The 24,086-nt window shown below is 70.6% G+C and carries 24 protein-coding genes; 12 read left to right on the top strand and 12 right to left on the bottom strand.

Annotated elements, in window-relative coordinates:
* Positions 1-3: 3 nt before the first annotated feature.
* Positions 4-963, bottom strand: coding sequence for a ParA family protein (locus tag AC6JA9_RS03575; RefSeq protein WP_141329317.1), 960 nt, complete (start codon positions 961-963; stop codon positions 4-6).
* A 40-nt stretch (positions 964-1,003) separates the two neighbouring features.
* A complete protein-coding gene (locus tag AC6JA9_RS03570) occupies positions 1,004-3,181 on the bottom strand; it encodes a HEAT repeat domain-containing protein (RefSeq protein WP_497959081.1) in 2,178 nt (725 codons plus the stop codon).
* Positions 3,182-3,875: 694 nt separating this feature from the next.
* Here AC6JA9_RS03570 and AC6JA9_RS03565 point away from each other — a divergent pair.
* From AC6JA9_RS03565 to AC6JA9_RS03555, 3 genes are all read left to right on the top strand, one after another.
* Positions 3,876-4,238 (top strand): helix-turn-helix transcriptional regulator, encoded by a 363-nt coding sequence (locus tag AC6JA9_RS03565; protein WP_046710788.1) that lies wholly within the window; start codon positions 3,876-3,878, stop codon positions 4,236-4,238.
* Positions 4,239-4,505: 267 nt separating this feature from the next.
* Positions 4,506-5,330, top strand: a complete 825-nt coding sequence (locus tag AC6JA9_RS03560; protein ID WP_497959080.1) for a fatty acid desaturase family protein — start codon at positions 4,506-4,508, stop codon at positions 5,328-5,330.
* A gap of 80 nt (positions 5,331-5,410) precedes the next feature.
* Positions 5,411-6,160 (top strand): helix-turn-helix transcriptional regulator, encoded by a 750-nt coding sequence (locus tag AC6JA9_RS03555; RefSeq protein WP_223749182.1) that lies wholly within the window; start codon positions 5,411-5,413, stop codon positions 6,158-6,160.
* Between the two features lie 12 nt (positions 6,161-6,172).
* Here AC6JA9_RS03555 and AC6JA9_RS03550 read toward each other — a convergent pair whose 3' ends face one another.
* The 3 genes from AC6JA9_RS03550 to AC6JA9_RS03540 are packed head-to-tail and all read right to left on the bottom strand — an operon-like array spanning position 6,173 to position 8,753.
* The gene (locus AC6JA9_RS03550) at positions 6,173-7,510 is read right to left on the bottom strand and encodes a sensor histidine kinase (protein ID WP_223782361.1); all 1,338 of its coding nucleotides are present in this window, start codon (positions 7,508-7,510) and stop codon (positions 6,173-6,175) included.
* Positions 7,511-7,518: 8 nt separating this feature from the next.
* Positions 7,519-8,124, bottom strand: coding sequence for a glutathione S-transferase family protein (locus tag AC6JA9_RS03545; RefSeq protein ID WP_141328883.1), 606 nt, complete (start codon positions 8,122-8,124; stop codon positions 7,519-7,521).
* Complete coding sequence (locus AC6JA9_RS03540; RefSeq protein WP_223749180.1) at positions 8,121-8,753, bottom strand: phospholipase D-like domain-containing protein; 633 nt, start codon at positions 8,751-8,753, stop codon at positions 8,121-8,123. The genes AC6JA9_RS03545 and AC6JA9_RS03540 overlap by 4 nt, the downstream gene beginning before the upstream one ends.
* A gap of 104 nt (positions 8,754-8,857) precedes the next feature.
* Here AC6JA9_RS03540 and AC6JA9_RS03535 point away from each other — a divergent pair, with 104 nt between their 5' ends.
* The 3 genes from AC6JA9_RS03535 to AC6JA9_RS03525 are packed head-to-tail and all read left to right on the top strand — an operon-like array spanning position 8,858 to position 12,489.
* Entirely contained in the window at positions 8,858-9,538 is a 681-nt protein-coding gene (locus tag AC6JA9_RS03535; RefSeq protein ID WP_497959079.1) for a TetR/AcrR family transcriptional regulator, read from the top strand.
* A gap of 32 nt (positions 9,539-9,570) precedes the next feature.
* The gene (locus AC6JA9_RS03530; RefSeq protein ID WP_223749178.1) at positions 9,571-11,025 is read left to right on the top strand and encodes an aldehyde dehydrogenase family protein; all 1,455 of its coding nucleotides are present in this window, start codon (positions 9,571-9,573) and stop codon (positions 11,023-11,025) included.
* Between the two features lie 24 nt (positions 11,026-11,049).
* Positions 11,050-12,489 carry an aldehyde dehydrogenase family protein gene (locus AC6JA9_RS03525; protein ID WP_267698265.1) on the top strand — a complete coding sequence of 480 codons (1,440 nt, stop codon included), beginning with the start codon at positions 11,050-11,052 and terminating at the stop codon, positions 12,487-12,489.
* Between the two features lie 24 nt (positions 12,490-12,513).
* On the opposite strand, the gene AC6JA9_RS03520 is transcribed toward AC6JA9_RS03525, so the two are convergent.
* Entirely contained in the window at positions 12,514-14,136 is a 1,623-nt protein-coding gene (locus tag AC6JA9_RS03520) for an ABC-F family ATP-binding cassette domain-containing protein (protein ID WP_223749176.1), read from the bottom strand.
* Positions 14,137-14,397: 261 nt separating this feature from the next.
* Between AC6JA9_RS03520 and AC6JA9_RS03515 the strand changes: the two genes are divergently transcribed.
* Complete coding sequence (locus tag AC6JA9_RS03515; protein WP_408888255.1) at positions 14,398-15,177, top strand: hypothetical protein; 780 nt, start codon at positions 14,398-14,400, stop codon at positions 15,175-15,177.
* Between the two features lie 54 nt (positions 15,178-15,231).
* On the opposite strand, the gene AC6JA9_RS03510 is transcribed toward AC6JA9_RS03515, so the two are convergent.
* Positions 15,232-16,287, bottom strand: a complete 1,056-nt coding sequence (locus AC6JA9_RS03510) for a zinc-binding dehydrogenase (protein WP_497959078.1) — start codon at positions 16,285-16,287, stop codon at positions 15,232-15,234.
* Between the two features lie 209 nt (positions 16,288-16,496).
* On the opposite strand from AC6JA9_RS03510, the gene AC6JA9_RS03505 reads away from it, so the two are divergent.
* The gene (locus AC6JA9_RS03505; protein WP_497959077.1) at positions 16,497-17,036 is read left to right on the top strand and encodes a hypothetical protein; all 540 of its coding nucleotides are present in this window, start codon (positions 16,497-16,499) and stop codon (positions 17,034-17,036) included.
* A 56-nt stretch (positions 17,037-17,092) separates the two neighbouring features.
* Here the strand turns inward: AC6JA9_RS03505 and AC6JA9_RS03500 are convergent, their stop codons facing one another.
* Positions 17,093-17,515, bottom strand: coding sequence for a hypothetical protein (locus tag AC6JA9_RS03500; protein WP_408888257.1), 423 nt, complete (start codon positions 17,513-17,515; stop codon positions 17,093-17,095).
* A 219-nt stretch (positions 17,516-17,734) separates the two neighbouring features.
* On the opposite strand from AC6JA9_RS03500, the gene AC6JA9_RS03495 reads away from it, so the two are divergent.
* The 3 genes from AC6JA9_RS03495 to AC6JA9_RS03485 all read left to right on the top strand — a co-directional run bounded on the left by AC6JA9_RS03495 (position 17,735) and on the right by AC6JA9_RS03485 (position 20,506).
* Positions 17,735-18,694, top strand: coding sequence for a helix-turn-helix domain-containing protein (locus AC6JA9_RS03495; protein WP_497959076.1), 960 nt, complete (start codon positions 17,735-17,737; stop codon positions 18,692-18,694).
* An 82-nt stretch (positions 18,695-18,776) separates the two neighbouring features.
* A complete protein-coding gene (locus AC6JA9_RS03490; protein ID WP_223749171.1) occupies positions 18,777-19,403 on the top strand; it encodes a phenylalanine--tRNA ligase beta subunit-related protein in 627 nt (208 codons plus the stop codon).
* Between the two features lie 68 nt (positions 19,404-19,471).
* The gene (locus AC6JA9_RS03485) at positions 19,472-20,506 is read left to right on the top strand and encodes a phosphotransferase (RefSeq protein ID WP_223749170.1); all 1,035 of its coding nucleotides are present in this window, start codon (positions 19,472-19,474) and stop codon (positions 20,504-20,506) included.
* A 19-nt stretch (positions 20,507-20,525) separates the two neighbouring features.
* On the opposite strand, the gene AC6JA9_RS03480 is transcribed toward AC6JA9_RS03485, so the two are convergent.
* Both AC6JA9_RS03480 and AC6JA9_RS03475 read right to left on the bottom strand, forming a co-directional pair.
* A complete protein-coding gene (locus AC6JA9_RS03480) occupies positions 20,526-21,353 on the bottom strand; it encodes a glycosyltransferase (protein WP_426748294.1) in 828 nt (275 codons plus the stop codon).
* Between the two features lie 161 nt (positions 21,354-21,514).
* A complete protein-coding gene (locus tag AC6JA9_RS03475) occupies positions 21,515-22,531 on the bottom strand; it encodes a zinc-dependent alcohol dehydrogenase family protein (protein ID WP_497959075.1) in 1,017 nt (338 codons plus the stop codon).
* 122 nt (positions 22,532-22,653) lie between these two features.
* On the opposite strand from AC6JA9_RS03475, the gene AC6JA9_RS03470 reads away from it, so the two are divergent.
* Complete coding sequence (locus tag AC6JA9_RS03470; RefSeq protein ID WP_497959074.1) at positions 22,654-23,634, top strand: LysR family transcriptional regulator; 981 nt, start codon at positions 22,654-22,656, stop codon at positions 23,632-23,634.
* Here AC6JA9_RS03470 and AC6JA9_RS03465 read toward each other — a convergent pair.
* Both AC6JA9_RS03465 and AC6JA9_RS03460 read right to left on the bottom strand, forming a co-directional pair.
* Entirely contained in the window at positions 23,608-23,850 is a 243-nt protein-coding gene (locus tag AC6JA9_RS03465; RefSeq protein ID WP_473566864.1) for an SMI1/KNR4 family protein, read from the bottom strand. The two genes, AC6JA9_RS03470 and AC6JA9_RS03465, sit on opposite strands and share 27 nt — an antisense overlap.
* Entirely contained in the window at positions 23,760-24,083 is a 324-nt protein-coding gene (locus AC6JA9_RS03460; RefSeq protein WP_408888261.1) for an SMI1/KNR4 family protein, read from the bottom strand. The genes AC6JA9_RS03465 and AC6JA9_RS03460 overlap by 91 nt, the downstream gene beginning before the upstream one ends.
* Between the last annotated feature and the right edge of the window lie 3 nt (positions 24,084-24,086).

The raw sequence follows: 24,086 nt of genomic DNA, 5'->3' as shown, positions 1-24,086 counted from the left end.
ATCTCAGCCAGCCTGCTGGGTGCCCTTCTTCGGGGCGGCGGCGGCCGCGGCGACGAGGCGCGGCAGGACGTTGTCAATCATGGCCTGGATGTCGTTGGCGCCCTTCGACGTGGGGTCCGCGACGAAGACGGGGCGCCCCTCGCTCGAGGCCTGGGCGAACTTGGTGCACTGCCGGATGATGGTCGGCAGCAGGAACTCCGGGTAGTGCGTCTGGAGCGCCTCCAGCGCCTCCTTCGCCAGCTTGAAGGTGGCGTTGAAGGAGTTCACCACGATGAACACGTGGTCCAGCACGTGGTTGAGGTCCTCCTCCAGGCTCTGCACGGTCTCGAACAGCAGCTTCAGGCCGTGGAACGACAGGAAGTCCGCCAGCACGGGGACGAACAGGTCGTTGGCGGCCATCAGCGCGTTGAGGTTGAGCAGGCCGAAGGACGGCGGCGCGTCGAAGACGATGACGTCGTACTGGGCCTCCACGTCCTTGAGGGCGTTGCGCAGCTTGAACTCGCGGCCGGCCATGGGCATCAGCGAGAGGTCCATGGTGGACATGCTGAGGTTGGACGGGACGAAGTCCAGGTTGGGCAGCGGGGACTTCTGGATGACCTTGGCCAGGGGCGTCTTGCGCACCAGCACGTCGAGCAGCGTCTTCTCGAACTCCTCGCCCTCGTAGCCCAGGCACTTGGTGGCGTGGCCCTGGCTGTCCAGGTCGATGAGGAGCACCGAGTAGCCCAGCTCCGCCACGCGCCACGCGTAGGACGTGGACAGGGACGTCTTGCCGGTGCCGCCCTTGAAGTTCAGGAAGAGCTGGCGGCGGTGGCCCACCTTGGCCGGGAAGCGGTCGAGCGTCGTGCGCAGGTCCCAGACGTCGTCCGGGGTGTACACGTCCTTCCTCGCGTCCTCCGGAATCGCTTTCGGAGACACGCCGAGCATCTCGGCCACCTGCTTCGAGCTGTATGTCGGCGCTTCCATGAACGACCCTTCGAAAGACGTACGGGGCGGCTACCTTGCCTCAAGCGGCGAAGTATTTGTGTCCCCTTCGGACCACGGCCCCCCGGGCTGAGAGCAGGGTGATTGCTTCCTGAGCGAGCTCGACGGGCACCCCCAGGGCGGCCGTCAGCTCGGCGAGCGAGCGACCACGGACCGCCACGCGGACCTCGTGGAGCATGGGGGCACAGAGCGTCTCCACGGGCGAGGCGCTCGGGCGCGCGGCGACGGGCCGGGGCTCCTCGGAGCGCGTCGCGGGCTGCGGCGCCGGGGCGCCCATGGCCACGAGGGCCGCCTGGACGGGCGAGAGCCGGGGCGCCGGGGCGGCGGGACGGGAAGGCGGAGGCGCGGCGCGCTGCGGGGCGCCAGCATTCGGCGGGGCGGCCACGGGCTGCGCGGGCTGGGGAACCGGGCGGACCTGGGGCGCCTGGACTCCCTGCGTCGACGAAGGCACCGAGGAACGGGCCTGCGGGGCCTGCGCCACGTGCGTCGACGAAGGCACCGAGGAACGGGCCTGCGGGGCCTGCGCCACGTGCGTGGGCGGCGCGACGGGACGAGCCCCCATCGAGGGGGGCGCCATCGCACCCTGACGGGCTTGCGCCGAGGCCAGCGCGACAGGAACTCCACCCTGGACCGAACCCGCCACCTGCGCCGCGCCGGCGCCCTGCGCGGCGACCACGAACTGCATCCCCTGAGCGGCGCCAACCACGGCGCCCGCGCTACGATGAGCGCCCTGGGTCGCGACCGCGAACTGCGCTCCCTGCGGAGCGCCGACAGAGGCTGCCTGGGTCGCGAACTGCGCTCCCACGGGGGCTCCCTGCGAGGCCACGGGGGTCGCCGCGACAGCCACCGCGGGCACCCCTCGCGCCGGCTCCTCGAGCCGCGCGCGCACGGGCTTGACCGGCAACGTCGCCAGTCGACGAATCTCACGGCGCCGGTGCGTGTCGTCCAGCGCGACGACGCCGGACACATCCTGCCCCAGGATGCGCGACAGGCTCTGCGCCGCCGCCTTGCGCACGCGAGGCTCGCGGTCCCCGAGCGCCTCCAGCAACAAGGCCCGCGCGTTCTCGCCACTCCCCGCGCCCAGCGCCAGCGCCGCCAGCGAACGGACCTCCGCGTCCGCGTCGTGGATGGCCTCTTCACCGAGCCGGCGCGCCGTCTCACCCTCCAGCCCCAGCGCCAGCAGCGACGCGCGCCGACGCACCGAGCGGTCCGGGTCCTTCATCGCCTGCGCCAGGTGCGGCGCCGCGTCCCGGGGCGCCAGCGTCAACAGCGCCTTGAGCGCCGCGATGCGCACCTCCGGCACCGGCGAGGACAACAGCGGCGACACCACCTGCGCGCCCTCCTCCCGGCACAGCGCCGCGAACGCCTGGAGCAGCGCCACCTGCGCCGCCGCGTCCGTCTCCGCGTGCAGCGCGCTCGCCAGCGCCGGAGCCGCCGCGGGCTGCGACAGCGCCTTGAGCCGCTCCGCCGCGCGGATGCGCGCCGCGGGGTCCTGCGCCGAGAGCTCCCGCACCGAGAACCCGAACAGCGTCTCGTCCGTCGGAGCCCCCAGCCCACCCTGCCCGGACAGCTCCGCCAGCTGCGCCGCGCTCACGCCCAGCCGCCCCGCCTGCAGGAAGCGCTGCGCCTCGCGCGCCACCGGCGACAGTCCCTCCAGCAGCGGCTCCAGCAACGCGGGCGGCGCGCTCGAGGCCGCCGCGGGAGGCTGGGCCTTCGCCACCGGCTCGGCCAGCGGGACCGCGGGTGCTCGCACGGGCACCTTCATCGACATCACCGTCGCCGCCGCGCCCTTGCCCGTCTCGTTCTTGAGCAGCGCCTCGCTGCGAAGCTGCGAGATGAACGACGCCAGGTCGAACCCCAGGTCATCGTCCTCGTCGTCGCGCTCCTGCGTGGAGGCGCGCAGCCGGCTCGCCGTCAGCAGCCGGTCCATCAGCTGGTCGCGCTCGCCGCGCAGCGCCTGCGTCAGCCGCACCGACTCCTCGCGCTCGGCCTGAGCGCGCCCGACGCGCACCTCCAGCTCCGCCACCTCGCGCCGCAGCTTCAGCTCGCGCTGATGCGTCTCCGCGAGCTCGCGCTTGAGGTGCTCCATCTCCTCACGCGTCGAGCCCAGCTCGCTGAGCAACTGCTCCGCACGGGCCTCGAAGTAGACAATTTTCTCGAGTGCGCTCTTGAGCAGCGCGTCCGGACGCTCGTCGCTCACGACCTCAACGGCCCTCCCCGCGAGGCACGCGGTGCACCCCCGACCCACCGGGGGGGCCCACCCTACGTCAGACGTCCCGCCTTCGTAAACCACGGAAACACCAGGGCTTTTCCGTGAAGTCCCCACCCGTCCATTGACAACGCCGCGCGGGCCGAATTTTCGGCCTCGGACGTGAGCCCCGGCTTTCCGCCGCACGCCGACGGCCCGGACGCCACCCCCGCGCCCCAGCACCGCGAGTGCGGCCGTCCGGCCGGTGACGTCCAGCACCGGACGAACGCGAAGCAAGACGCCCGCGGTGAGCTTCGCCCACGCTCACGGCGACGTGCGCGAGGACGGTCCGCGTCCGCGCGACGCGAACGCCCCACGCGCCGCGTGCGAATCGCCCCCGCGCCGAGTTTTCGGGCCCCAGCGGTGTCGACCGCGCGACACCACCCACCTTCGCGAGGCACGCCCGGAGCGCGCCGGAAACCACGTCCGGAGCCTCGCCGGAGGGGCCTTCCGAGGGCCTCCCGCGGGGCGTGCCGGCGGCGCTTTTTTCAAGCGCTTTCGCACGCCATTCCGGAAGCACCTGAATGTCAGACCCCACCCGTAGTCTGTGTTCCACGAGGCACCGAACCCGCAGTCACTTCTCCCCGGAACCTCTCCGCCCGAGCGCGGGGGGCGAAGCCCTCTTTTCGACAGGTTTCCGCACGCCATGGAACAACGATTGGCCACCATCATTGGAAATGCAGTTCGCGCGGCGCGGCAGCGGCTGGAGCTCACCCAGGCCGATGTGGCCGAGCGCGTGGGCATCGCCACCGAGGTGTACGGGCGGCTGGAGCGCGGTCACATGCTCCCCAGCGTCCGCACGCTGAGGAAGCTGTGTCTGGTCCTCAACTGCTCCTCGGATGTGCTGCTGGGCATGACGGCCGGCGTCGAAGGCGCGCCCACGCTCGCCGAGGACCCGCCGGAGTACCGCGAGCGTCCCGAGGTCCGCCGGCTCTTGCGCACGGTGCGCAAGCTGGACGCGCCCCGGCTGCGCTTGCTGGGACAGGTCGCCAACGCGCTGGAGTCGTGAGCGCGGCGGCGCCGCTCGCGCTCGCCCATTCCCGTCACGTGGAAGACGGCGAGCGCGGGCGGAATCAGCACCGGGGCGGGGTGGACCCGGGTTGAAGGCGATGCCAGCGAAGGACGCTCGAGGTTGCGCGTTTTCGCAATCGCTTGGCGCATGGAATGAAGCGGCGAGACAGGGGCGGGCCTAGCTTCGTGCCCCATGACTCGCCCCCTCCCCGCCCCCGCTCTCGACCTGCCGCAGCTCGCGGTACACGCGCTGTGGTGGGCCTGGTTGCCCTCCTTCCTCTGGAGCTGGGACCACCTGGGCGCCTGGGGCCGCGTGGGCATGTGCGCCGTGGGCTGGGCGGTGATGTTCTGGAACTACGCCGTCCTGCACAACCACATGCACGTGAGCATCGCGAAGCCGCGCGTGCTGCACTGGCTGGTATCCCGGACGCTGGGCATGGCGTGTGGGTTTCCCTATCGCGGCTACTACATCCACCACTTCAACCATCACCGGTACAACGACGGCCCGGGTGACTGGGGCCAGCGCAAGCCCGGCGAAGGCGTGGTGCGTTATTGCCTGCGCTCGGCGCTGACGCCCTGGTTCTGGCCCTTCGAGGCCGTGGCCAACGTCTGGCGCTGGGCCAAGAAGCGCAACCAGCGCCTGGAGCTGGCGCTGGACTTCCTCGTCGTGGACGGGGCCCTGCTGGCGGTCATCGTCTGGCGGCCCGCCCTGGGCCTGGCGTGGTTCGGCGTGCTGCTGGTGGGCCAGTTCTGCATCCACTGGCTCAACCTGGCCGCCCACTTCGAGACCGACTCCACGCAGCGCGGTGCGTTGGGAACCACGTCCACGTCCCGTCTGTACAACCTGTTCTTTTTCAATGCGGGTTACCACCAGGCCCACCACGTGAAGCCCCAGGTGCCCTGGCGGGACCTGCCGGCCACCACCCGGGAGCTGGAGGGCGTGGCCCTGGTGAGGCCGGAGCTGGTGACGGGACTGTCGCCCATCAATCCCCGCTGGGTGCTCCAGGTGGCGAAGCGCTATTCTGCCGAGCCGTGCGATCGGCAGACGGCGTCGACGATTACTTCCGGGACCCCCACGGCCGTTACCTAGTCGGGGAAGGGTTCCTGCACTGGTACGCCTCGGCGGACCTGTGCGGCTTCATCCTGTGGGGACGCCCCGCGGAGGCGCACGTGCGCAGGCTGGTGCACGTGCTCGACGTGGAGCTGGCCCCCGCGGCGCCCCATGCCTCGCTGGTGGACGCGCGCCGGCTGGAGGCGGCGGACCCCGCGGCCTTCGCGGTGCTCGTGAAGTACATGCAGGCGCGCGAGAAGTCCTTCGGCACGTCGGTGCAGCGCCAGGCGCTGGTGCGTCCGGAGGGCGTGGCGGGCGCGGTGGTGGGCGGCTTCTACACGCTGTTGACGGGCGCGTACCCCAGCAAGGTCTTCACCGAGCCGGCCGCCGCGCTGGCGTGGCTGGGACAGCCCGAGGCGCGCGCCGCGCCGCTGCTCTCCAAGCTGAATGACCTGGTGGCCGAGGCCACCGGCCAGTCGCCGCTGTTGCGCGAGCTGCACCAGGCGATGAAGGGCAAGCTGCCGGACATCAACCTGTCGGACGTCGCCCGGGAGATGGGCATGTCCGAGCGCACGCTGCAGCGCCGCCTCAAGGAGGCCGGCACGTCCTTCCAGGCGGAGCTCAACGCCGTGCAGGTGCGCATGGCCCAGGGGCTCCTCTTGGAAACGGACATGAAGCTCACCGCCGTCGCGGTGGAGGTGGGCTGCGCGTCGCTGCAGCACTTCAGCAGCCTGTTCCGCAAGCTCGTGGGTGAGTCCCCCAGCGCGTGGCGCGAGCGGCAGCTGGGCAAGTCCTCGTCGGAGTCTGAGCCGGACAAGGCCGCCGAGGAGCCCATCGCGCCCACCGGCACCGAGCCCGCGAAGTCGTAGCCGCCCGCGTCCTCAGGCCGGGGGCTCCTTCTCGGGGACGGCGGGCAGGTGCAGCGTGAAGCACGCGCCGCCATCGGGGCAGTTGGCCACGGTCAGCGTGCCGCCGACGCGGGCCAGGTACTCGCGACACAGCGCCAGGCCCAGGCCGGTGCCCTTGCCCGGGGCCTTGGTGGTGAAGAACGGCTCGAACAGGTGCGGAAGGACAGCCTCCGGAACGCCCGGTCCGTTGTCCTCCACCTCCAGACGCACGCCCCCCTCCACCCGCGAGGCCCTGAGCACGATGCGCGCGGCGCGCGAGGGCCGCGCCCCGTCCAGCGCGTCCGCCGCGTTGAGCAGCAGGTTCAGCACCACCTGCACCAGCTGACGCTGGCCCAGCCGCACGCGCACCAGGTGCGGCTCCACCTCGCGCACCACCTGCCCCAGGCTGCGCAGCCGCACCGACGCGAGCCGCTCCGCCTCGTCGAGCGCCTCCGCCACGCTGCCCGCCTCCTCCGCGTCCGACGCGTCGCGCGAGAAGCGGCGCAGGTCCGTGACGATCTGCTCGATGCGCAGCACGCCCTGCCGCGTCTCCCACAGCACCCGGCGCAGGTCCTCCAGGTCCTGCGCGCCCTCGCCCGACACCTCCTCCAGGTAGCCCAGGTTGGACTTCACGTACGCCAGCGGGTTGTTCACCTCGTGCGCCACGCCCGCGGCCAGGCGCCCCACCAGGGCCAGCCGCTCCATCTCCGCCTGGCTGCGCACCGCGTCCGCGCGCAGGTGCTCGCTGCGCGCCAGCTGCTCCAGCGCCGCCAGCCGCGCGTTCACGGCGTCGCGCTCGGTGTCGCGCATCCGGCGGAACTGCTTGCAGCTGAAGACGGCCACCCAGGCCAGGAAGAAGAAGAGCGTCACCTGCCCGACGAGCCGCTGCTCGGAGACGTCCGAGTGCCACGATGCCACCAGCATGCCCACCAGCGTCAGCACGACGGAGGCCCACACCGTCACCACGTCCCCCGGCGCGAAGACGGCGATGATGAGCGGCATCGCGAAGAGCAGCGGGTACAGCGTGCTCGACAGCCCTCCGGTGAAGTGGATGTCCAGCACCAGCGCCACCATGCTGGCCACGCCCGTGACGACGCTGGCGCGATGCACCGTCACCCACCGCGAGCCCATGGCCGCGGCCGTGCCCACGAGCACCGCCGCCCACGCGATGTGGACCACGATGACCGTCGGGATGAAGCCGCCGAAGAGCAGCGGGTGCGTGCCGAGCGACAGCAGCAGCACGCACGCCGAGACGATGAAGCCCCGGCGCTTCAACCCGACGTGGGCCGCGAGCTCCGAGGGCGAGGGACTGGGTACGACGGGTTGATGCACGGGGCCGCCTACTCCAGGGCTCGCCGCGCCGCGGGACGCGCCAGGTGCCGCTCCACATAGGCGCGCAAGCCGGGGAAGTCCTCCAGCAGCCCCATGCTCCCGCCCCACTCCAGGATGGACGTCATCACCACGTCCGCCGCGGTGAAGCGCTCGCCCACCAGGAACGTGCGCCCCTGCAGCCGCGACTCCAGCATGCGCGCGATGTCCGTGAAGCGACGACGCCCGCGCTCCGCCTCGCCCACCACCTGCTGCTCCTCCGGCAGGAAGCGGCTGTGCGCGGAGTACGCGGACAAGGGCGGCTCCATGGTGGACATGCAGAAGAACATCCACTGGTAGTACTCGGCGCGCTCGGGCGAGCCGAGCGGCGGGGCGAAGCCCTGCTCCAGGTACTTGTCCGCGACGTGCAGCAGGATGGCCGCCGACTCGAAGATGGGCTGCCCGTCATCCTCCAGCGCGGGCATGGAGCCCATGGGGTGGATGCGCAGGTACTCGGGGCTCTTGTGCTCGCGCTGGAGCACGTCCACCGGCACCAGCTCGTAGGGAACGCCCAGCTCCTCCAGCAACCACCGGGGCCGGGTGGCCCGGGTGTTCCGCGCGAAGTAGAGCTTCATCATCGTCGTGACGACTCCGAGGTGGCGCGCCTCAACCGACGGGACTTGCCGAGCCGAGGAGCGCCGCGGGAGCTTCTCATCTCCTCCCGCCCCCCGGGTGCGGGGATTATCGGGTCCGGGCACACGTGCCGCAGCTTGCATCCCCTGCACTCGGCCCCGCTCCACACCGCCTCGTAGAGCGCCGTCACCCGGTCGATGACGTCGAAGTCCTCCGTGACGAAGCCCAGCTCGAAGTTACGCACCGCGTCGCCCTTGGCCCCCAGGCCCGCCCCCGTCAGATTCGCGCTACCCAGATAGGTCCACGCCCCATCCACCACCACTGCCTTGAAGTGCACGCGGGGGCAGACCTTCAGATTCAAGCCACCCTTCACCAGCCGCGCCCGGGCATCGAACGCCGCGCGGAACGGGCGGCTCGGCAGCTCCGCGTGCAGCAGCCGCAGGGACACGCCCCGGGCCGCCAGCCCGTCCAGCACGTCCACCAGCGGCACGAACTTCCCCTTCGACTCCACGTACATCGCCTTCACGTTCGCCGTGGCCAGCCACACCGACTCGCGGGCGTGGAGCAGCTTCTCCAGCACCACCTCCCGGTACAGCTCGCTTCCGGACAGCAGCTCCGTCTGGATGGGACGCATGGCGGACATCATCTCACACCCACCCACCACACTCCAGGTGCCGGCCAGCGGAAATGACCTTTGGTCACTTGACGAATGACCTGAGGTCACCTACCACTGAGGGCATGGTCAGCGATTCCGGGGAGCAGGTGGGGCGGGTGGCACCCAAGCGCGCGCGCAAGGACGAGGACAAGGAGGCGCGCAGGCGGGTGCTGCTGGACGAGGCGCTCGCACTCTATCAGGCGACCTCGTACTCCGAGGTGAAGATGGCGGACGTGGCCGAGCGGGCCCATCTGGCCAAGGGGACGGTGTTCCTCTACTTCCCGACCAAGGAGGCGCTGTTCCTCGCGCTCTTGGAGGACCTGCTCTTCGCCTGGTTCGCCCGGCTGGAGGCGAGGCTGGGCACGGTGGAGGGGGCGTGGACGGGGCCGTGGCTGGCGCGCGCGGTGGCCGAGTCGCTGGAGCCGGAGCTGTCGCTGACGCGGCTGCTCGCGATGCTGCAGACGGTGCTGGAGCAGAACGTCTCCGTGGAGCAGGCGCGCCGGTTCAAGGAGCGGCTGTTGGAGGCGATGGCGCGCACGGGCGCGCTCCTCGAGTCGCGGCTGTCCTTCCTGCACCCAGGTGAGGGCGCCCGCGTGCTCGTGCACCTGCACGCGCTGGTGACGGGCCTGCGGCAGATGGCGGACGTGGCGCCCGTGGCGCGCGAGGTGCTCGCCCTGCCGCACATGGCCCCCCTGCGCATCGACTTCACCGCCGAGCTGACGACGGCGCTCACCACCCTCTTGCGCGGGCTCGAGGCCCGCTGAAGCACCCACCTGATTTCATCGAGGAGCCAACCATGCTGGAGCTCGTCCCCGTTTCCACCGAGTCCAAACCCCAGGCCGACGTCGCGCGCCTGCAGGCCGCGTTCGACTCGCTGCGCGCCAACCGCTGGGCCCTGTCGCGCACCACCGCGGCCGAGCGCGTCGCGAAGCTCAAGCGGCTGCGCGAGGCCATCATCGCCCGCCGCGACGAGCTGGCCGAGGCCATCCACCAGGACTTCCGCAAGCCCGCGCTGGAGGTGGAGCTGACGGAGATCCACCCCACGCTGGAGGAGCTGAACCACACGGTGAAGCACCTGTCGTCGTGGATGAAGCCCACGCGCGTGGGCACGCCCATGCTGCTCGCGGGCTCGTCGGCGCACGTGCGCTACGAGGCGCGCGGCGTGGTGCTGGTGCTCTCGCCCTGGAACTATCCCTTCCAGCTCTTGATGGCGCCGCTCATCGCCGCCATCGCCGCGGGCAACGCCGTGCTGTGCAAGCCCAGCGAGAAGACGCCGCACACCGCGCGCTTCCTGGCGCGGCTGGTGCGCGACGTGTTCCCGGAGAACGAGGTGGCGCTGTTCGAGGGCGGCGCGGAGACGGCGGAGGCGCTCTTGCGGCTGCCGTTCGACCACTTCTTCTTCACGGGCAACCCGCGCATCGGCCGCAAGGTGATGGAGGCCGCGGCGCAGCACCTGGCCAGCGTGACGCTGGAGCTGGGCGGCAAGTCGCCCGCCATCATCGACGAGTCCGCGGACGTGCAGGCCGCGGCGGAGCGGCTGACGTGGGGCAAGTTCCTCAACAGCGGCCAGACGTGCGTGGCCCCCGACTACATCTTCGTGCACGAGTCGAAGAAGCAGCAGTTCGTGGACGCGGTGAAGGCGGTCATCACGCGCTTCTACGGTGAGACGGAGGAGGCCCGGCAGGCGAGCCCCGACTTCGCCCGGCTGGTGGAGCCGGCGGCGTGGCGGCGGGTGAAGGACCTGGTGGACCGCACCGTGGCGGCGGGCGCGAAGGTGGAGATGGGCGGGGTGGCGGACGGGCCCTCGCGCTACATCTCGCCCACCGTGCTGACGGGCGTGACGCCGGACATGCCCATCATGGAGGGCGAAATCTTCGGACCGGTGATGCCGGTGATGACGTTCCGCTCGCGGGACGAGGTGTACGCGCACATCCAGCGGGGGGAGAAGCCGCTGGCGCTCTACGTCTTCAGCCAGGACAAGCGGGCCATCGAGGACGTGTTCCGCAACACGACGTCCGGCGGCGCGGTGGTGAACAACGTCCTCATCCACGTGGCGAACCCGAACCTGCCCTTCGGCGGGGTGGGCATGAGTGGCCTGGGGCACTACCACGGCGTCTACGGCTTCCGGACCTTCAGCCATGAGCGGGCCGTGTCGGTTCAATGGATGAAGTCGCTCGCGTCGGTGTTCTTCCCGCCGTACCGCGGAAAGGCCCAGGACTGGGCCTCCCGCGCGACGCGGTTGTTGGAATAGGGCAGCCAGCCTCGAGGAGCCGGGATGCGCGTGGTGAAACAGGAGGAGGAGCTGGTGCCCCAGGGCCTGCGGGAGGCGTTCGAGCGCCTGCGGGCCCGCCGCTGGGAGGTGGGCAGGCGCGGCCCCGGTGAGCGGCTCGCCCGCCTGGAGAAGCTCAAGGCCCTCATCCTGGAGCGGCGCGAGGCGCTGGCCCAGGCGCTCCACGCGGACTTCCGCAAGCCGGCCGCGGAGGTGGAGTCGACGGAGGTGCTGCCCGTGCTCATGGAATTGGAGCACGTGCGCAAGCACCTCAAGGGGTGGATGAAGCCGCGCAAGGTGACGACGCCGCTCGTGCTCACCGGCACCTCCAGCCACGTGCGCTACGAGCCGCGCGGCGTGGTGCTGGTGATGGCGCCGTGGAACTACCCGTTCAACCTGCTGGTGGCGCCGCTGGTGGACGCGGTGGCGGCGGGCAACACCGTGCTCTGCAAGCCCAGCGAGAAGACGCCGAACACCTCGCGCTTCCTGGCGCAGCTCGTGCGCGACACGTTCCCCGAGGACGAGGTCCACGTGGTGGAGGGCGGCACGGAGGTGGGCGAGGCGCTCTTGCGGCTGCCGTTCGACCACTTCTTCTTCACCGGAGGGCCCCGGGTGGGGCGGCGGGTGATGGAGGCGGCGGCGCGGCACCTGGCGGGCGTGACGTTGGAGCTGGGCGGCAAGTCACCGGCCATCCTCGACACGTCCGCGGACCTGGAGGCGGCTGCGGAGCGGGTGGCGTGGGGCAAGTTCCTCAACGGCGGCCAGACGTGCATCGCGCCGGACCATGTCTGGGTGCATGCGTCCCAGGAGGAGGCGTTCCTGGCCGCGCTGAAGGCGGCGGTGGAGCGCTTCTACGGGCGCACCGAGGAGGCGCGCCGGGCGAGCGCGGACTTCTGCCGGATGGTGGATGACGGCGCCTTCGCGCGGGTGCGCGGGCTGCTGGACCGCACGGTGGCGCAGGGCGCGCGGGTGGTGGTGGGCGGGAGCGTGGACGCGCAGACGCGCTTCATCGCGCCGACGGTGGTGGCGGACGTGACGCCGGACGCGCCGCTGATGGAGGAGGAGATCTTCGGGCCGGTGTTGCCGGTGCTCCGGTACGAGTCGCTCGACGAGGTGGTGGCACACGTGCGCGCGGGCGGCAAGCCGCTGGCGCTCTACGTGTTCAGCCAGGACGACGCGGCGGTGGAGCGGCTCATCCAGGAGACGAGCGCGGGCGGCACGTGCGTCAACACGGTGGTGTTGCACAACGTGAACCCGCACCTGCCCTTCGGGGGCGTGGGCCACAGCGGGCTGGGCGCGTACCACGGCGAGGCGGGCTTCAAGGCCTTCAGCCACGAGCGCGCGGTGCTGCGGCAGGGGCGCACGTCGCTGGCGCACCTGTTCTTCCCGCCGTACACGGGCAAGGCGCGCAAGCTGGCGCGACTGGCGAGCCGGCTGTTCGAGTAGCCGGCCCGCCGTCTCACGGATGCCTCAGGTGCGCAGGCCAGGGGCCTCGTGGCCGGTACGCGCGACGTACTCGGTGTAGCCGCCGCCGTACTGGTGGATGCCCTCGGGCGTCAGCTCCAGCACGCGGTTGGACAGCGCGCCGAGGAAGTGCCGGTCGTGCGAGACGAAGAGCATGGTGCCCTCGTAGCGGGAGAGCGCCGTGATCAGCATCTCCTTCGTCGCCATGTCCAGGTGGTTGGTGGGCTCGTCGAGCACCAGGAAGTTGGGCGGGTCGAAGAGCATCTTCGCCATGACCAGACGCGCCTTCTCTCCACCGGAGAGCACGCGGCACTTCTTCTCCACCTCGTCGCCGGAGAAGCCGAAGCAGCCGGCCAGCGCGCGCAGCGAGCCCTGACCGGCGCGGGGGAACGCGTCCTCCAGCGACTGGAACACGGTGCGCTCGCCGTCGAGCAGGTCCATGGCGTGCTGGGCGAAGTAGCCGAGCTTCACGCTGCCGCCCATGGCCACGGTGCCCTGGTCCGGCGTGGTGGAGCCGACCACGAGCTTGAGCAGCGTGGACTTGCCCGCGCCGTTGATGCCCATGACGCACCAGCGCTCGCCGCGGCGCACGAGGAAGTCCATGCCGTCGTAGATGCGCTTCTTGCCGTAGGCCTTGTGCACGGCCTTGAGGCTCACCACGTCGTCACCGGAGCGCGGGGCGGGCTGGAACTCGAAGAGCACCGTCTGGCGGCGCTTGGGGGGCTCCACCTTCTCAATCTTCTCCAGCTTCTTCACGCGGCTCTGCACCTGGGCGGCGTGGGAGGCGCGGGCCTTGAAGCGCTCGATGAACTTCAGCTCCTTGGCGAGCATGGCCTGCTGGCGCTCGTACTGGGCCTGCTGCTGCTTCTCGTTCTGGGCGCGCTGCTGCTCGTAGAAGTCGTAGTTGCCCGAGTAGGTGGTCAGCGTGCCGCCGTCGATCTCCACCATCTTGGTGACGATGCGGTTCATGAACTCGCGGTCGTGCGAGGTCATCAGGAGCCCGCCCTCGTAGCCCTTGAGGAAGCCCTCGAGCCAGATGAGGCTCTCCAGGTCCAGGTGGTTGCTCGGCTCGTCGAGGAGCATCGCGTCCGGGCGCATGAGGAGGATGCGGGCGAGCGCCACGCGCATCTTCCAACCACCGGACAGGGCGCCGACGTCGCCGTCCATCATCTCCTCGCTGAAGCCCAGGCCCGCGAGAATCTCGCGCGCGCGGCCCTCGAGGGCGTAGCCGCCCAGCTCCTCGAAGCGTCCCTGGACCAGGCCGTAGCGCTCGACGAGCTTCTCCATCTCGTCGGCCTTGTCGGGGTCGGCGAGGTCGGCCTCGAGCTGCTTGAGCTCGGCGGACACGGTGCTCACGGGGCCGGCGCCATCCATGACCTCGGAGACGGCGCTGCGGCCGGACATCTCACCGACGTCCTGGCTGAAGTAGCCGATGGTGACGCCGCGGTCGACGGCCACCTGGCCCTCGTCGGGGTGTTCCTGGTCGGTGATCATCCGGAACAGCGTGGACTTGCCGGCGCCGTTGGGGCCGACGAGGCCGACCTTCTCCCCCTTGTGGAGAGCGGCCGAGGCCTCGATGAAGAGAATCTGCTGGCCGTGCTGCTTGCTGATGTTGTCGAGACGAATCATGTGCGTAGGGGGTGCCCGGAGAAAGCGGGCGCGGCGCCCTTATGCCATGGGGGACGCCAGAGGAGGACTGTTCCGAACCTCCGGCAATCGCTTCCCATGCCCGAGGGCGGCCAGCCAGGGTGGCGCACGCCCCCGGGCCGGGAGGGAGACCTACATGGGGCGGGGGCCGCGTTCCGCCGTGAGCGGATTCGCAGGCTCGCATCCTGGGTTCGCGGCGGAAGGCCGGGTCCACTAACCTCGGGCCTGATTGGGAGGGAGTCGATGCGCGACACGCGACGTTGGCGGACACGCTCCGCGACCCCGGAGGATGTACTGGCGTTGCTGCGCGCGAAGCTCGCGCACGACGCCGCGCTGGATGCGAGCGTGGAGGAGGACCCGCCCCTCGACTTCGAGACTCCACTGTCCCATTGGGAAGCAGCCCTGGATGCTGGGTTCCGGGACTTCTGGCTCGGATGGAAGCCGCTCGCGGCCTGGCTCCAGTCGTGGCTGTACGTCGAGGTTCCACCGCATGCGCTCGACGCCGCCCTGCGCGCGCATCGCGCGCCGACGATGGGACATCTGTGTGAGTTCCTCGCGCCGCGGCTGCGGCTGCCCGTCCTCGAGCCCCTGCGCGTGGCGGGGACGTCCTGCCTGACGGCGGGTGCCTTCATCACCTTGCGGACCGCGCTGCTGGGCGCGGGGCTCCCCGTCGCAAGAGCGCGCCCGTCCACACCCCTGTCCTTCCAGAGCTGGCAACAGCTGGCGACGTTCCAGGACGTCGTGGGACTGCTTTCACCCCGGGCGCTGCCTCGCGTCGAAATCCCGTCCACGCCCTTTCGCAAGGCGAGCCTCGGGCTCTTCGTCCTGGCGCTCGTGAGCACAGCCGCAGGCTACCGCCTGGGCTCCATGCCCCTGTTCGTCGGTGGGATGTCGGCGCTGTTGGGGGTCATCATCGCGGCGTGGCTGAGGCCGGCCCCCGCGCCCGGCACGGCGCGCTTCCCCGGAGTCACGACGCTCGGAGACGTGGCCCGCCTCCTCGCCGCGTCCGCCAGCACGCGGTGAGCACCGCGTGACGCTCGATGGGACCCGAGCACTCGCGTGCCCGGGTCCTCAGGCTCACGGCGTGATGACGAGCCGGATGGGGTTGCCCTCCTTGCTCACCAGCCGCTCCACGCCCTTGGCCACGTCCTTGAGCGGCAGCGTCGCCGTCACCGAGCGCGACACGTCCAGGCGCTTGCCGCCCACCAGCGCCACCAGCTGGTCCAGGTGCTTCTTCTCGTAGCCCAGGTGGCCGAGCAGCGCCTGCGAGCGCACGCCGAAGTTCACCCCCGCGCCCAGTTGGATGGGCTCCGGCGACAGGCCCACCATCACCGCGCGCCCGTGCCGCCCGAGGCTCATCGACGCCTGCGCGAGCACCGCGTTCGCGCCCACCAGGTCCACCGCCACATCCAGCCCCATGCCGTTCGTGTGCTGGAGAACCTGTTTGCGCACGTCCGGCGCGCGCGGGTCCAACGCCACGTCCGCGCCGAACTCCAGCGCCCGCTTCCGCGCCGCCTCGTTCGTGTCGAACGCGAGAATCGGCGTCGCCCCCATCATCCGCGCAATCTGCACCGCGTGGACTCCCAGCCCACCGATGCCCCACAGGCCCACCGACTGCGCGGGCCGCAGCTGCGCGGTCTCCACCAGCCCCGCGTACGGCGTCGCCACCGCGTCCGCGAGAATCGCCGCCTGCTCGAACGGCAGATGGTCCGGAATCGCAGACAGCACGAAGTAAGGCACCACCACGTACTCCGCCCACGCGCCGTCGTAGTGGAAGCCCATGATGTGGAAGTCCAGGCACTCCGCCGGTTGCCCGTTGGAGCACCTCGCGCACCGTCCACACGGCTTGCCGCCCGCCATGGCCACGCGCTGCCCCGCCGTCCAGCGCGGCACCCCCACCCCCACCGCGTCGATGACTCCCGAGGACTCGTGCCCCGGCGTCACCACCGGCAGCGGCGACTGCAACGAGCCATCCAGCAGATGCGCGTCCGACAGACAGATGCCGCACGCCTTCACCTGGACCCGCACCTCACCGGAACCGGGCTGCGGCACCGGGACCGTGGTCACCGTCAGCGTCTTCGTCGCCGTATCGAAGCGCGCCGCCCGCATCGTCCGCTGGTTCGCGTCTGCCATCGATTGACTCCTCTGCGCCACGCCTCGGCCACACACACGCGCGCGCTCAAGCTCGGAAGGCGCCGAACCTAACACGCGAGATTCATCCGCTTCGCCCTGTGCGGGCCAATGGAGTGTGAGCACACAATTCCACGCTCACGCCGCGCGAGGAGCAACTCACGCGAGACCCTCTCCCCTCGTCGTGCGTTCCGAAGTAGAGCGAGGCCGACATGAACCTGAGCGCGACGAAGCAGGTCATCGAACACCTGGTGCAACACGGCGGACGCGGCAAGGGCTGGTTCCACCAGCACCAGGACCCGCGTCCCCTCGATGCTCAGTCCATCAACGCGCTCACCCTCCCGGACGCGCGTCCACTCCCACCCAGCCTCCGCGAGTGGCTCGCCTTCGATGCGAGCTGGTTTCGCCTGGCGAAAGGCACCCCACCCGAGCTGGAGGTCCGGCCGCTGCGGGACATCCTCACCGGTTGGTCCCGGGCCATGACCAAGCACGCGCCGGCGGCGGAGTCCTTCACGGAAGAGCAGCTGGTCCAGGCCTGGGTGGACCTGCTGCCCGACCCCACCATGGTGAACGCGCTCGCCCTGGAGCTCTTGCCCTCGGGGAGCCAGGAGCACCTGCTGCTCTTCCACAAAGCGAACCGTCGCGGCGAGTATCCCGTCCTCGGCTGCCACAACCGCTTCGAGTTCTGGCTCAAGTACAAGAGCTTCGGCGACTACCTGTCCCACTACTTCGGACTGTCCGAACCCGACTGAGCGGCCCGACAGCCGCGCCCCTCCGACACAGGACGGGCGCGGCTCGGGACGATGGGTCAGAAGCAGTCGTTGCCCGGATACGGCGGGCCGAAGCCGTCGATCACGCTCTCGACGATGTAGTAGCTCACCGGGCCGTAATAGCTCGCGTCGCCGTAGCAGGTCTTGATGTCCACGCGAGAGAAGGGACTGCCCGAGCGATACAGCACGCCGTCGAGGTAGACGGCGAGCCCGGGGCTGTACGTCCCGTACGTGCCCTCCACGGTCAAGTAGCCGTCGAAGATGTTGTTGCAGAAGGACTTGATGCCGGAGCCGTCGTGGCAATCGAAGTACTCCTTGACGAAGGCCGGCCCGAAGCCGGAGCGCTGGTACACGCGCTTGCCATTGACGTAGATCTGCGTCAGCGAGCTCTGGGTGTCCTGCGCCGACCAATAGCTCACCAGCGCGTCCGTGTCGGCGAACGGCCCATCATGCTGCGCCATGGCGGGGGTCGCGACGGCCAACGAAAGCACAAACGCTGCGAGGAACTGCTTCATGAAGACTCTCCTTGAGAGGAACCGAGCATCGGTGTCGGTCGGAGGCAGGTATAGGGAATGGGCGGCAGGGGGGCTCGGCCGAGGGTGCACGGGGATTCGGCCGTGGGCGCTGGGAGTGTCGGAGGTGGGTGGGAGGATGCGTGCCACGACATCTGGGGGCGGCACTTGCGCACAGTCTTCTCGACGGACGGGGTCTCCGAGCAGCAGCGGCATGAGTACTGGCAGGAATTGGCGAGCAAGGTGCTCCTGGGACTGAGGACGGAGCACAAGTCCTCCTCCAGTCCCTTCTTCGGGCGGCTCGACCATCACGACGCAGGACCGCTGGGCGTGACGTACCTGCACTCCTCGGCCCAGAGCGTCTATCGGGGGGAGCCGGAGATCGCCCGGGCCCCGCGCGAGTGCTACTACCTCTGCATGCAGGTGGAGGGCGTCTGCCGGCTGCGCCAGGGACGCGAGGAGCGGTACTCCCACCCCGGTGACGTGGAGCTCTTCGATGGGACCCGACCGGGAGAGCTCTCGTTCGACGCGGACTACCGCCGCATCGTCATCGTGGCGCCCTACTCCACGCTGCGGCCACGGCTCTCACGTCCGGATGACCTGGTGGGCAGCGTGCTCCACACCCAGGAGGGCGTCGGGGCCCTGGTCTCCGCCTACCTGCGCGCCTTCGCGGTGAACCAGCTCGCCGAGCCCGTCGCGGGCTCCGTCTCGGACAACCTGCTCGAGCTGCTCGCCCTGGCCTTCAACACCCAGGGCCGGACCCTCCAGACCGACGCCGCGAGCGTGCGAGAGGCCCGGCGACATGCCCTCCGCCTCTATGTCGAGCGTCACCTCGCGGAGCCCTCGCTGAGTCCGGCGACGGCCGCCGCCCACTTCCGCATGTCCACGCGCTATCTGCATGGGCTGTTCGCGGAAGGCGGCGAGAGCTTCATGCGCCAGGTCCTCTCGCGCCGCCTGGAGCGCTGCCGCCAGGCGCTCGAGGACCCCGACATGGACGCGCGCGGCATCGCGGACATCGCCATCAGCTGGGGCTTCGTGGACCTGACGCACTTCGGCCGCGCGTTCAAGAAGGCCTACGGCATGACGCCCCGGGACTGGCGTCACGAACACGCCCGACCGCGGGCATGACGCTCGCCGAGGTCCTTGCCAACAAGCCCTGGCGCGCTCCCAGCCCAGCACGGGCGCGCCGGGTGGCGTAGAGTGGCCCGCCGTGCTGACCGTCGACCCGCATCCGTCCCTGGACACGCTGAGCTTCACCACCACCTTCCCCGCGTCGCTGGGCGCGTCGCCCTCGCCGCAGTGGCTGGTGGCGCTGCTGAGGTCGGACGCGGCCGCGCCGCTCTCCAGCGACGACACCGTGCGCGGCGCCGTGCGCGACATGCTCCGCCACGGCGGCTACAAGCCCACGGGCCGGGGCAAGCCCGCCTCCGAGTACCTGGTGCGCGCCGCGGGGGATGGCTCGCTCGGCAGCATCAACACGGCCGTGGATGCGTGCAACGCGGTGTCGCTGCACAGCGGGCTGCCCATCAGCGTCGTGGACCTGGACCGCGCCACCCAGCCGTTCCGCGTCGGCATCGCGCCCGAGGGCGCCCAGTACGTCTTCAATGCCTCCGGCCAGACCATCGACCTCGCGGGCCTCTTGTGCCTCTTCGACGCCGAGGGCCCGTGCGCCAACGCCGTGAAGGACGCGCAGCGCACCAAGACCAACGCGGACACCCGCCGCACGCTCACCGTGCTCTGGGGCGCCAAGGCCCTGGGAGACCGCACCGCGCGGGCCTTCGCGTGGTACCGCGAGCTGCTGGAGAGAGCCGGCGCCACCGTGGAGCGACTCCCCTGAGCGCCCTGGACCTGGCGCGGCTGCTCGCCGATGGCGCGCGCTCGCTCTCCGCGGCCTGGGGACGCCCCGTGCTGCTGACCGAGCCCCAGGTCCTGCGGACCCAGTCGCGCTGCCACGTCGTGCGCGCCCGCGTGCGCGGCGGAGACGTCACCAGCGTCGTGCTCAAGCACTTCCATCAGGACCTGGTGCTCGGGCTGGATGAGTGGGCGGGGCTGGAGCTGCTCGGCCGGCACAACCTCACCATCGCCCCGGGCCTCATCGCGGGCAGCGTCGACTCGCGGCTGCTCGTGCTCCAGGACCTGGGCCTCGGCCCCACCCTGGAGGACCTGCTCCAGGGGGACGACCCGGAGGCGGCCATCGGCGGGCTGCTCGCCGTGGCCCGCCTCACCGGGCAGCTCCACGCGCGGACCTGGGGCCTGCATGGGGACTTCGACATGCTCCGCCATGCGCTGAGCCCTCGGCCCGGGCGCGTGCGCATCGAGAACGCGCGCTATCTGCTGGAGCACGTGGACCGGCTGCGACGGTGGACGGACGCGGTCGACGCGGAGCTGGAGCCGGGGACGCAGGAGGACCTGGAGCACGTGGCGCGCGAGCTGGCCGAGCCCGGTCCGTTCCTCGCGCTCACGCATGGGGACATGGCCCCGGGCAACACGTTGTTCACGGCCAGCGGCCCGCGGCTGCTCGACTTCGAGTACTGCGGCATGCGCCACGCGCTGTACGACGCGCTGATGTGGCTGCTGGTGGTGCCGCTGCCCGAGGAGCTCATCACGCGCGCGGACGTCACGTACCGCATCACCCTGGCGCCCTCGTGCGAGGCGGCGCGCATCGACGCGACATGGCTGCGCGCCCGCGCGCTGCTCGCCACCGCGCGCACGGTGAACATGTTCCAGTGGATGTCGCCTCGCGCGCTGGAGCGGGACAGGGAGTGGGCGCCCGGGTTCTCCGAGCGCGCCGCCCTCTTGCGTCACCTCGCTCGCGCCCGGGCGCTGCGGGAGGACGTGGACCCGATTCCCGCCCTGTCGCGCACCCTGGATGCGCTCGAGGAGCGCCTGGCGGAGCGCTGGGCCGGGACCGGCTCGTTCACCTGGCCCGCGTTCCGGTAGGCGCGCGCCACCTCGGGTGTCATGGGGTCAGCCGCAGGGCGTGAACCCGCTGGAACAGCTCGCCGAAGCGTCGCTCCTTGAAGGCCTGGACCAGCTCGGGATGGCGGCCCTGCTTCAGCTCGCACAGGTAGCGGTACTTCGCCACGTGGTATCCGGCCACCACCCAGGCGAGCTTCAGCGCCCTCCATCCGCCGCGCCACAGCGCTCCATGCAGCAGGCCATCTCGCAGGAGGTGCGCGGGGCGCTGGAGCGACGCGGGCTTGGACGTGCGCCCTTCCACGAACGCCATCACCGCCCAGAGCAGCGCGTAGCGGTGCTCCTTGGCGGAGCGCAGGGAGACGGACGTGGCGAACCGGTGCTCGATGAACGCCTGGAGCCGCTGTGCACGTCGGCGAGGCAGCGCTTCATGGACAATCATCTCCGGACGCCAGGCGGCCACCTCCCTGCGCAGGAGGCGCGAGCGCCAATGCGTGCGGTACAGGAAGCGCTGACCGTCGACCTCGGCCCAGTCGCGCAAGGGCAGACGGTAGACGGCCTCGCGCGGGTGGCTCTCCCTCCAGCCGACGATGGCTCGCACGGCGTCTGCGTCCAGGTGCTCGTCCGAGTCCAGGAAGAAGACGTAATCGGAGGGCCTCAGCGAGGCGACGGCCGCGGCCCGGGCGGCGCCATATCCCTCCCAGGCCATCGACACGGACCTCACCCCCATGCGCCGGGAGATGTCCGAGGAACCGTCCGTGGACATGGAGTCCACGGCCACGACGTCGTCACAGACAGCCAGCAGGCTCTCCAGGCACCGGGGCAGCGTGTCCTGGTTGTTTCCATGAATGACGAATCCGGCGAGTCTCACGAACCCACCACCTCTCATGCGGCCAACCTCTCGCCCCCGGCCGGCAGAGTCCCCGAACCCTACCTGCGTCCAGCGCGTGAAGGGAAAGGGGTGAGGCCGACGAACTGCATCGTGAGCAACGATTCATCGGCATGAGGCCCTCCCGGGCCCTGGCCTCCGGCTCACTCGCGGACGCGGATGACCAGCTTGCCGAACGGCCCCCGGTCCAGGTGCGCCAGGGCCTGGGGGAAGTCGCGCAGCGGGTACGTCGCGTCGATGACGGGCGCCACGCGCAGCGTGTCCACCGCTCGGACCAGGTCCTCGAGTCCCCGGCGGTGTCCCACGAGCACGCCCTGGATGATGCCGTGGCTCCGGAGCAGCGGGAGCGCGGGGAAGCGCATGTCGAAGCCCTCCAGCACGCCGATGAGCGAGATGCGTCCGCCTGACGCGAGGGCGCTGGCGGAGCGCCCCAGGTTGTCGCCGCCCACCAACTCCAGCACCTGGTCCGCGCCACGTCCGCTCGTCAGCTCCAGCACCTCCTTCTCCCAGTCGGGGGTGCGGCGACGATGGATGCCATGGGCCGCGCCCAGCGTCTTCGCGCGAGCCAGCTTCTCGTCGTCTCCCGAGGTGACGATGACGCGCGCGCCGAGCGCGGAGGCGAGCTGCGCGGCGAACAGCGACACGCCCCCGGTGCCTTGCGTCACCACCGTCTGTCCGGGCCTGAGCGCGCCTTGCTCCACGAGCGCCGTCCATGCGGTGAGCCCCGCGCAGGGCAGCGTGCTGGCCTGGGCATCATCGAGCGTCCTGGGCGCGGCGACGAGCCAGCCCTCGGGCATCACGACGTACTCGGACAACACGCCGGGGACGCTCCCTCCCAGGGCTCGCGGTGCGCGAGGAGGTGGGCCGTCCACCCAGTCCGTGTTGAAGGCCGCGAGCACGCGCTCGCCCACCCGGACCCGCGAGACACCCGCGCCGGTGGCCACCACCTCCCCCGCCATGTCGGAGGTGGGCACGAAGGGCCACGGCACGTCGGAGTATCCGCCTGCGTCCATGAAGAGCTTCTCGCGGTAGTTGAGGGACACCGCGGACACGCGCACCAGGGCCTCGCCCGCGCCGGGCTGGGGAATGGGCACGCTCGCCAGTTGCAGGTTCACGCGGCCCGGCTTGCGCAGCTCCCACCGCTTCATCACGCCATCCATCGTTGCTGTCTCCAGGGTCATGCCATTCGAGGGCCTGGGGGATATACGGGGGAGGGCAGGTCCCCAGTGGAGAGCTTTGGAGGCTTCACTGGAGACAGGAATTCGCCAATGGGAGGCGTGTCGTGACGGACCGGCTGAGTGGAGTGCTGACCTTCGTGCAGGCCGCGGAGGCGGGGAGCTTCGCGCTCGCGGCGAAGCGGCTGGGGTTGTCGCGGTCGGCGGTGGGCAAGAGCATCGCGCGGCTGGAGGAGCGGTTGGGGGCGCGGCTGTTCCTGCGCACCACGCGCAAGCAGGGGCTCACCGAGGACGGACAGGTCTTCTACGAGCGGTGCGTGCGGGCGCTGGCGGAGCTGGAGGCGGCGGAGGCGGAGCTGGACTCGGGGCATCGCGCGCCCACGGGGCGGCTGCGGGTGACGGCCTCGGTGCTGTTCGGTCGTCACTGCGTGGCGCCGCTGCTGGGGGAGCTGGCGCGACAGCATCCGGGGCTCGAGGTGGAGCTGTCCGTGAGCGACCGGGTGGTGGACCTCATCGAGGAGGGGTTCGACCTGGCGATTCGAGTCGCGCCCTTGTCGGACCATGCGGGACTGACGGCGCGGCGACTGGGCGTGCAGAACATGGTGGTCTGCGCGTCACCCGCGTATCTGGCGCGACGTGGTCGACCCAAGTCCCTCGAGGATTTGGGGAAGCATGAGGCCGTGCTCTACGGACGACAGGGGACAACCAAGCCCTGGCGGTTCCCGGACCCACGAGGAGGTGAGCGGCTGGTGTCGATGCGAGGGCGACTGCGCTTCGATGACCTGGAAGCCATCACCGACGAGGCGGTGAGGGGCGCGGGGCTCGCGTGGCTGCCCTGCTGGCTGGTCGCGCCGCGATTGAGCAAGGGAGAGCTGACGCTGTTGCTTCAGGAAGAGGGGCGACACGGGAATGAAGTCTTCGCCGTGTGGCCGCAGAACAAGCACCTGCCCTCGAAGGTCCGCGCGGCCATCGACCTGCTCGCCGCGCGCATCCCGGAGATTCTGTCCGCCGGAGAGGCCCGTGGGAAACGGCGCTCGCGCTCTCCGCGGGCGGCGCCCCCGTCACGAGATGGCAATCGTGGGAGATAGGTCGTCCGCCTGAAGGGACGCGACAAAGGCACCGAAGTCTTCGGCGATGAAGAAGAGCTGCTTCCCATCGGCCTGCGCGGAAGCATCCCAGAAGAAGACGCCGCCCGGAGCATCGCCTCCGGCGGCTAGACAGATCTTGTCGGCACCCTCTGTCGTCCCGATGGGAAGGAGCTTCGTCGGAATGCGCTCCTCGAACACGCGAAGGTTCCAGTCCAGATTGCACGACTCGATGGAGTCGTTGAGACCGAAGAACAGGTGGACACGAACCAACGCCCCCCAGGAAGACCTTCGACACTGAAGAGGTCCCGCACTGGGCGCCCCCCATTCGTGGCGAGCAGGAAGTCTCGGTACTCGCCTGGGAGTTGGAAGCCGTGCGACGCCTCGAAGGCGCGGACCGTGTCCTCATCCAATGGAGGCCCTCCTTCGAGCGTCTGTACGAACTGCGACATGGC

This window comes from Myxococcus sp. MH1, from assembly GCF_059738865.1.
Note: the sequence above shows the minus strand (reverse complement) of the source record. Positions and strands in the feature narration are given on the sequence as shown.

What these genes read in the sequence shown, in the direction of transcription:
- AC6JA9_RS03575 (WP_141329317.1), bottom strand. Translation starts at nt 963, where the DNA reads ATGGAAGCGCCGACATACAGCTCGAAGCAGGTGGCCGAGATGCTCGGC.
- AC6JA9_RS03565 (WP_046710788.1), top strand. Translation starts at nt 3,876, where the DNA reads ATGGAACAACGATTGGCCACCATCATTGGAAATGCAGTTCGCGCGGCG.
- AC6JA9_RS03545 (WP_141328883.1), bottom strand. Translation starts at nt 8,124, where the DNA reads ATGATGAAGCTCTACTTCGCGCGGAACACCCGGGCCACCCGGCCCCGG.
- AC6JA9_RS03540 (WP_223749180.1), bottom strand. Translation starts at nt 8,753, where the DNA reads ATGCGTCCCATCCAGACGGAGCTGCTGTCCGGAAGCGAGCTGTACCGG.
- AC6JA9_RS03535 (WP_497959079.1), top strand. Translation starts at nt 8,858, where the DNA reads ATGGTCAGCGATTCCGGGGAGCAGGTGGGGCGGGTGGCACCCAAGCGC.
- AC6JA9_RS03530 (WP_223749178.1), top strand. Translation starts at nt 9,571, where the DNA reads ATGCTGGAGCTCGTCCCCGTTTCCACCGAGTCCAAACCCCAGGCCGAC.
- AC6JA9_RS03525 (WP_267698265.1), top strand. Translation starts at nt 11,050, where the DNA reads ATGCGCGTGGTGAAACAGGAGGAGGAGCTGGTGCCCCAGGGCCTGCGG.
- AC6JA9_RS03520 (WP_223749176.1), bottom strand. Translation starts at nt 14,136, where the DNA reads ATGATTCGTCTCGACAACATCAGCAAGCAGCACGGCCAGCAGATTCTC.
- AC6JA9_RS03515 (WP_408888255.1), top strand. Translation starts at nt 14,398, where the DNA reads ATGCGCGACACGCGACGTTGGCGGACACGCTCCGCGACCCCGGAGGAT.
- AC6JA9_RS03510 (WP_497959078.1), bottom strand. Translation starts at nt 16,287, where the DNA reads ATGGCAGACGCGAACCAGCGGACGATGCGGGCGGCGCGCTTCGATACG.
- AC6JA9_RS03505 (WP_497959077.1), top strand. Translation starts at nt 16,497, where the DNA reads ATGAACCTGAGCGCGACGAAGCAGGTCATCGAACACCTGGTGCAACAC.
- AC6JA9_RS03500 (WP_408888257.1), bottom strand. Translation starts at nt 17,515, where the DNA reads ATGGCGCAGCATGATGGGCCGTTCGCCGACACGGACGCGCTGGTGAGC.
- AC6JA9_RS03475 (WP_497959075.1), bottom strand. Translation starts at nt 22,531, where the DNA reads ATGGATGGCGTGATGAAGCGGTGGGAGCTGCGCAAGCCGGGCCGCGTG.
- AC6JA9_RS03460 (WP_408888261.1), bottom strand. Translation starts at nt 24,083, where the DNA reads ATGTCGCAGTTCGTACAGACGCTCGAAGGAGGGCCTCCATTGGATGAG.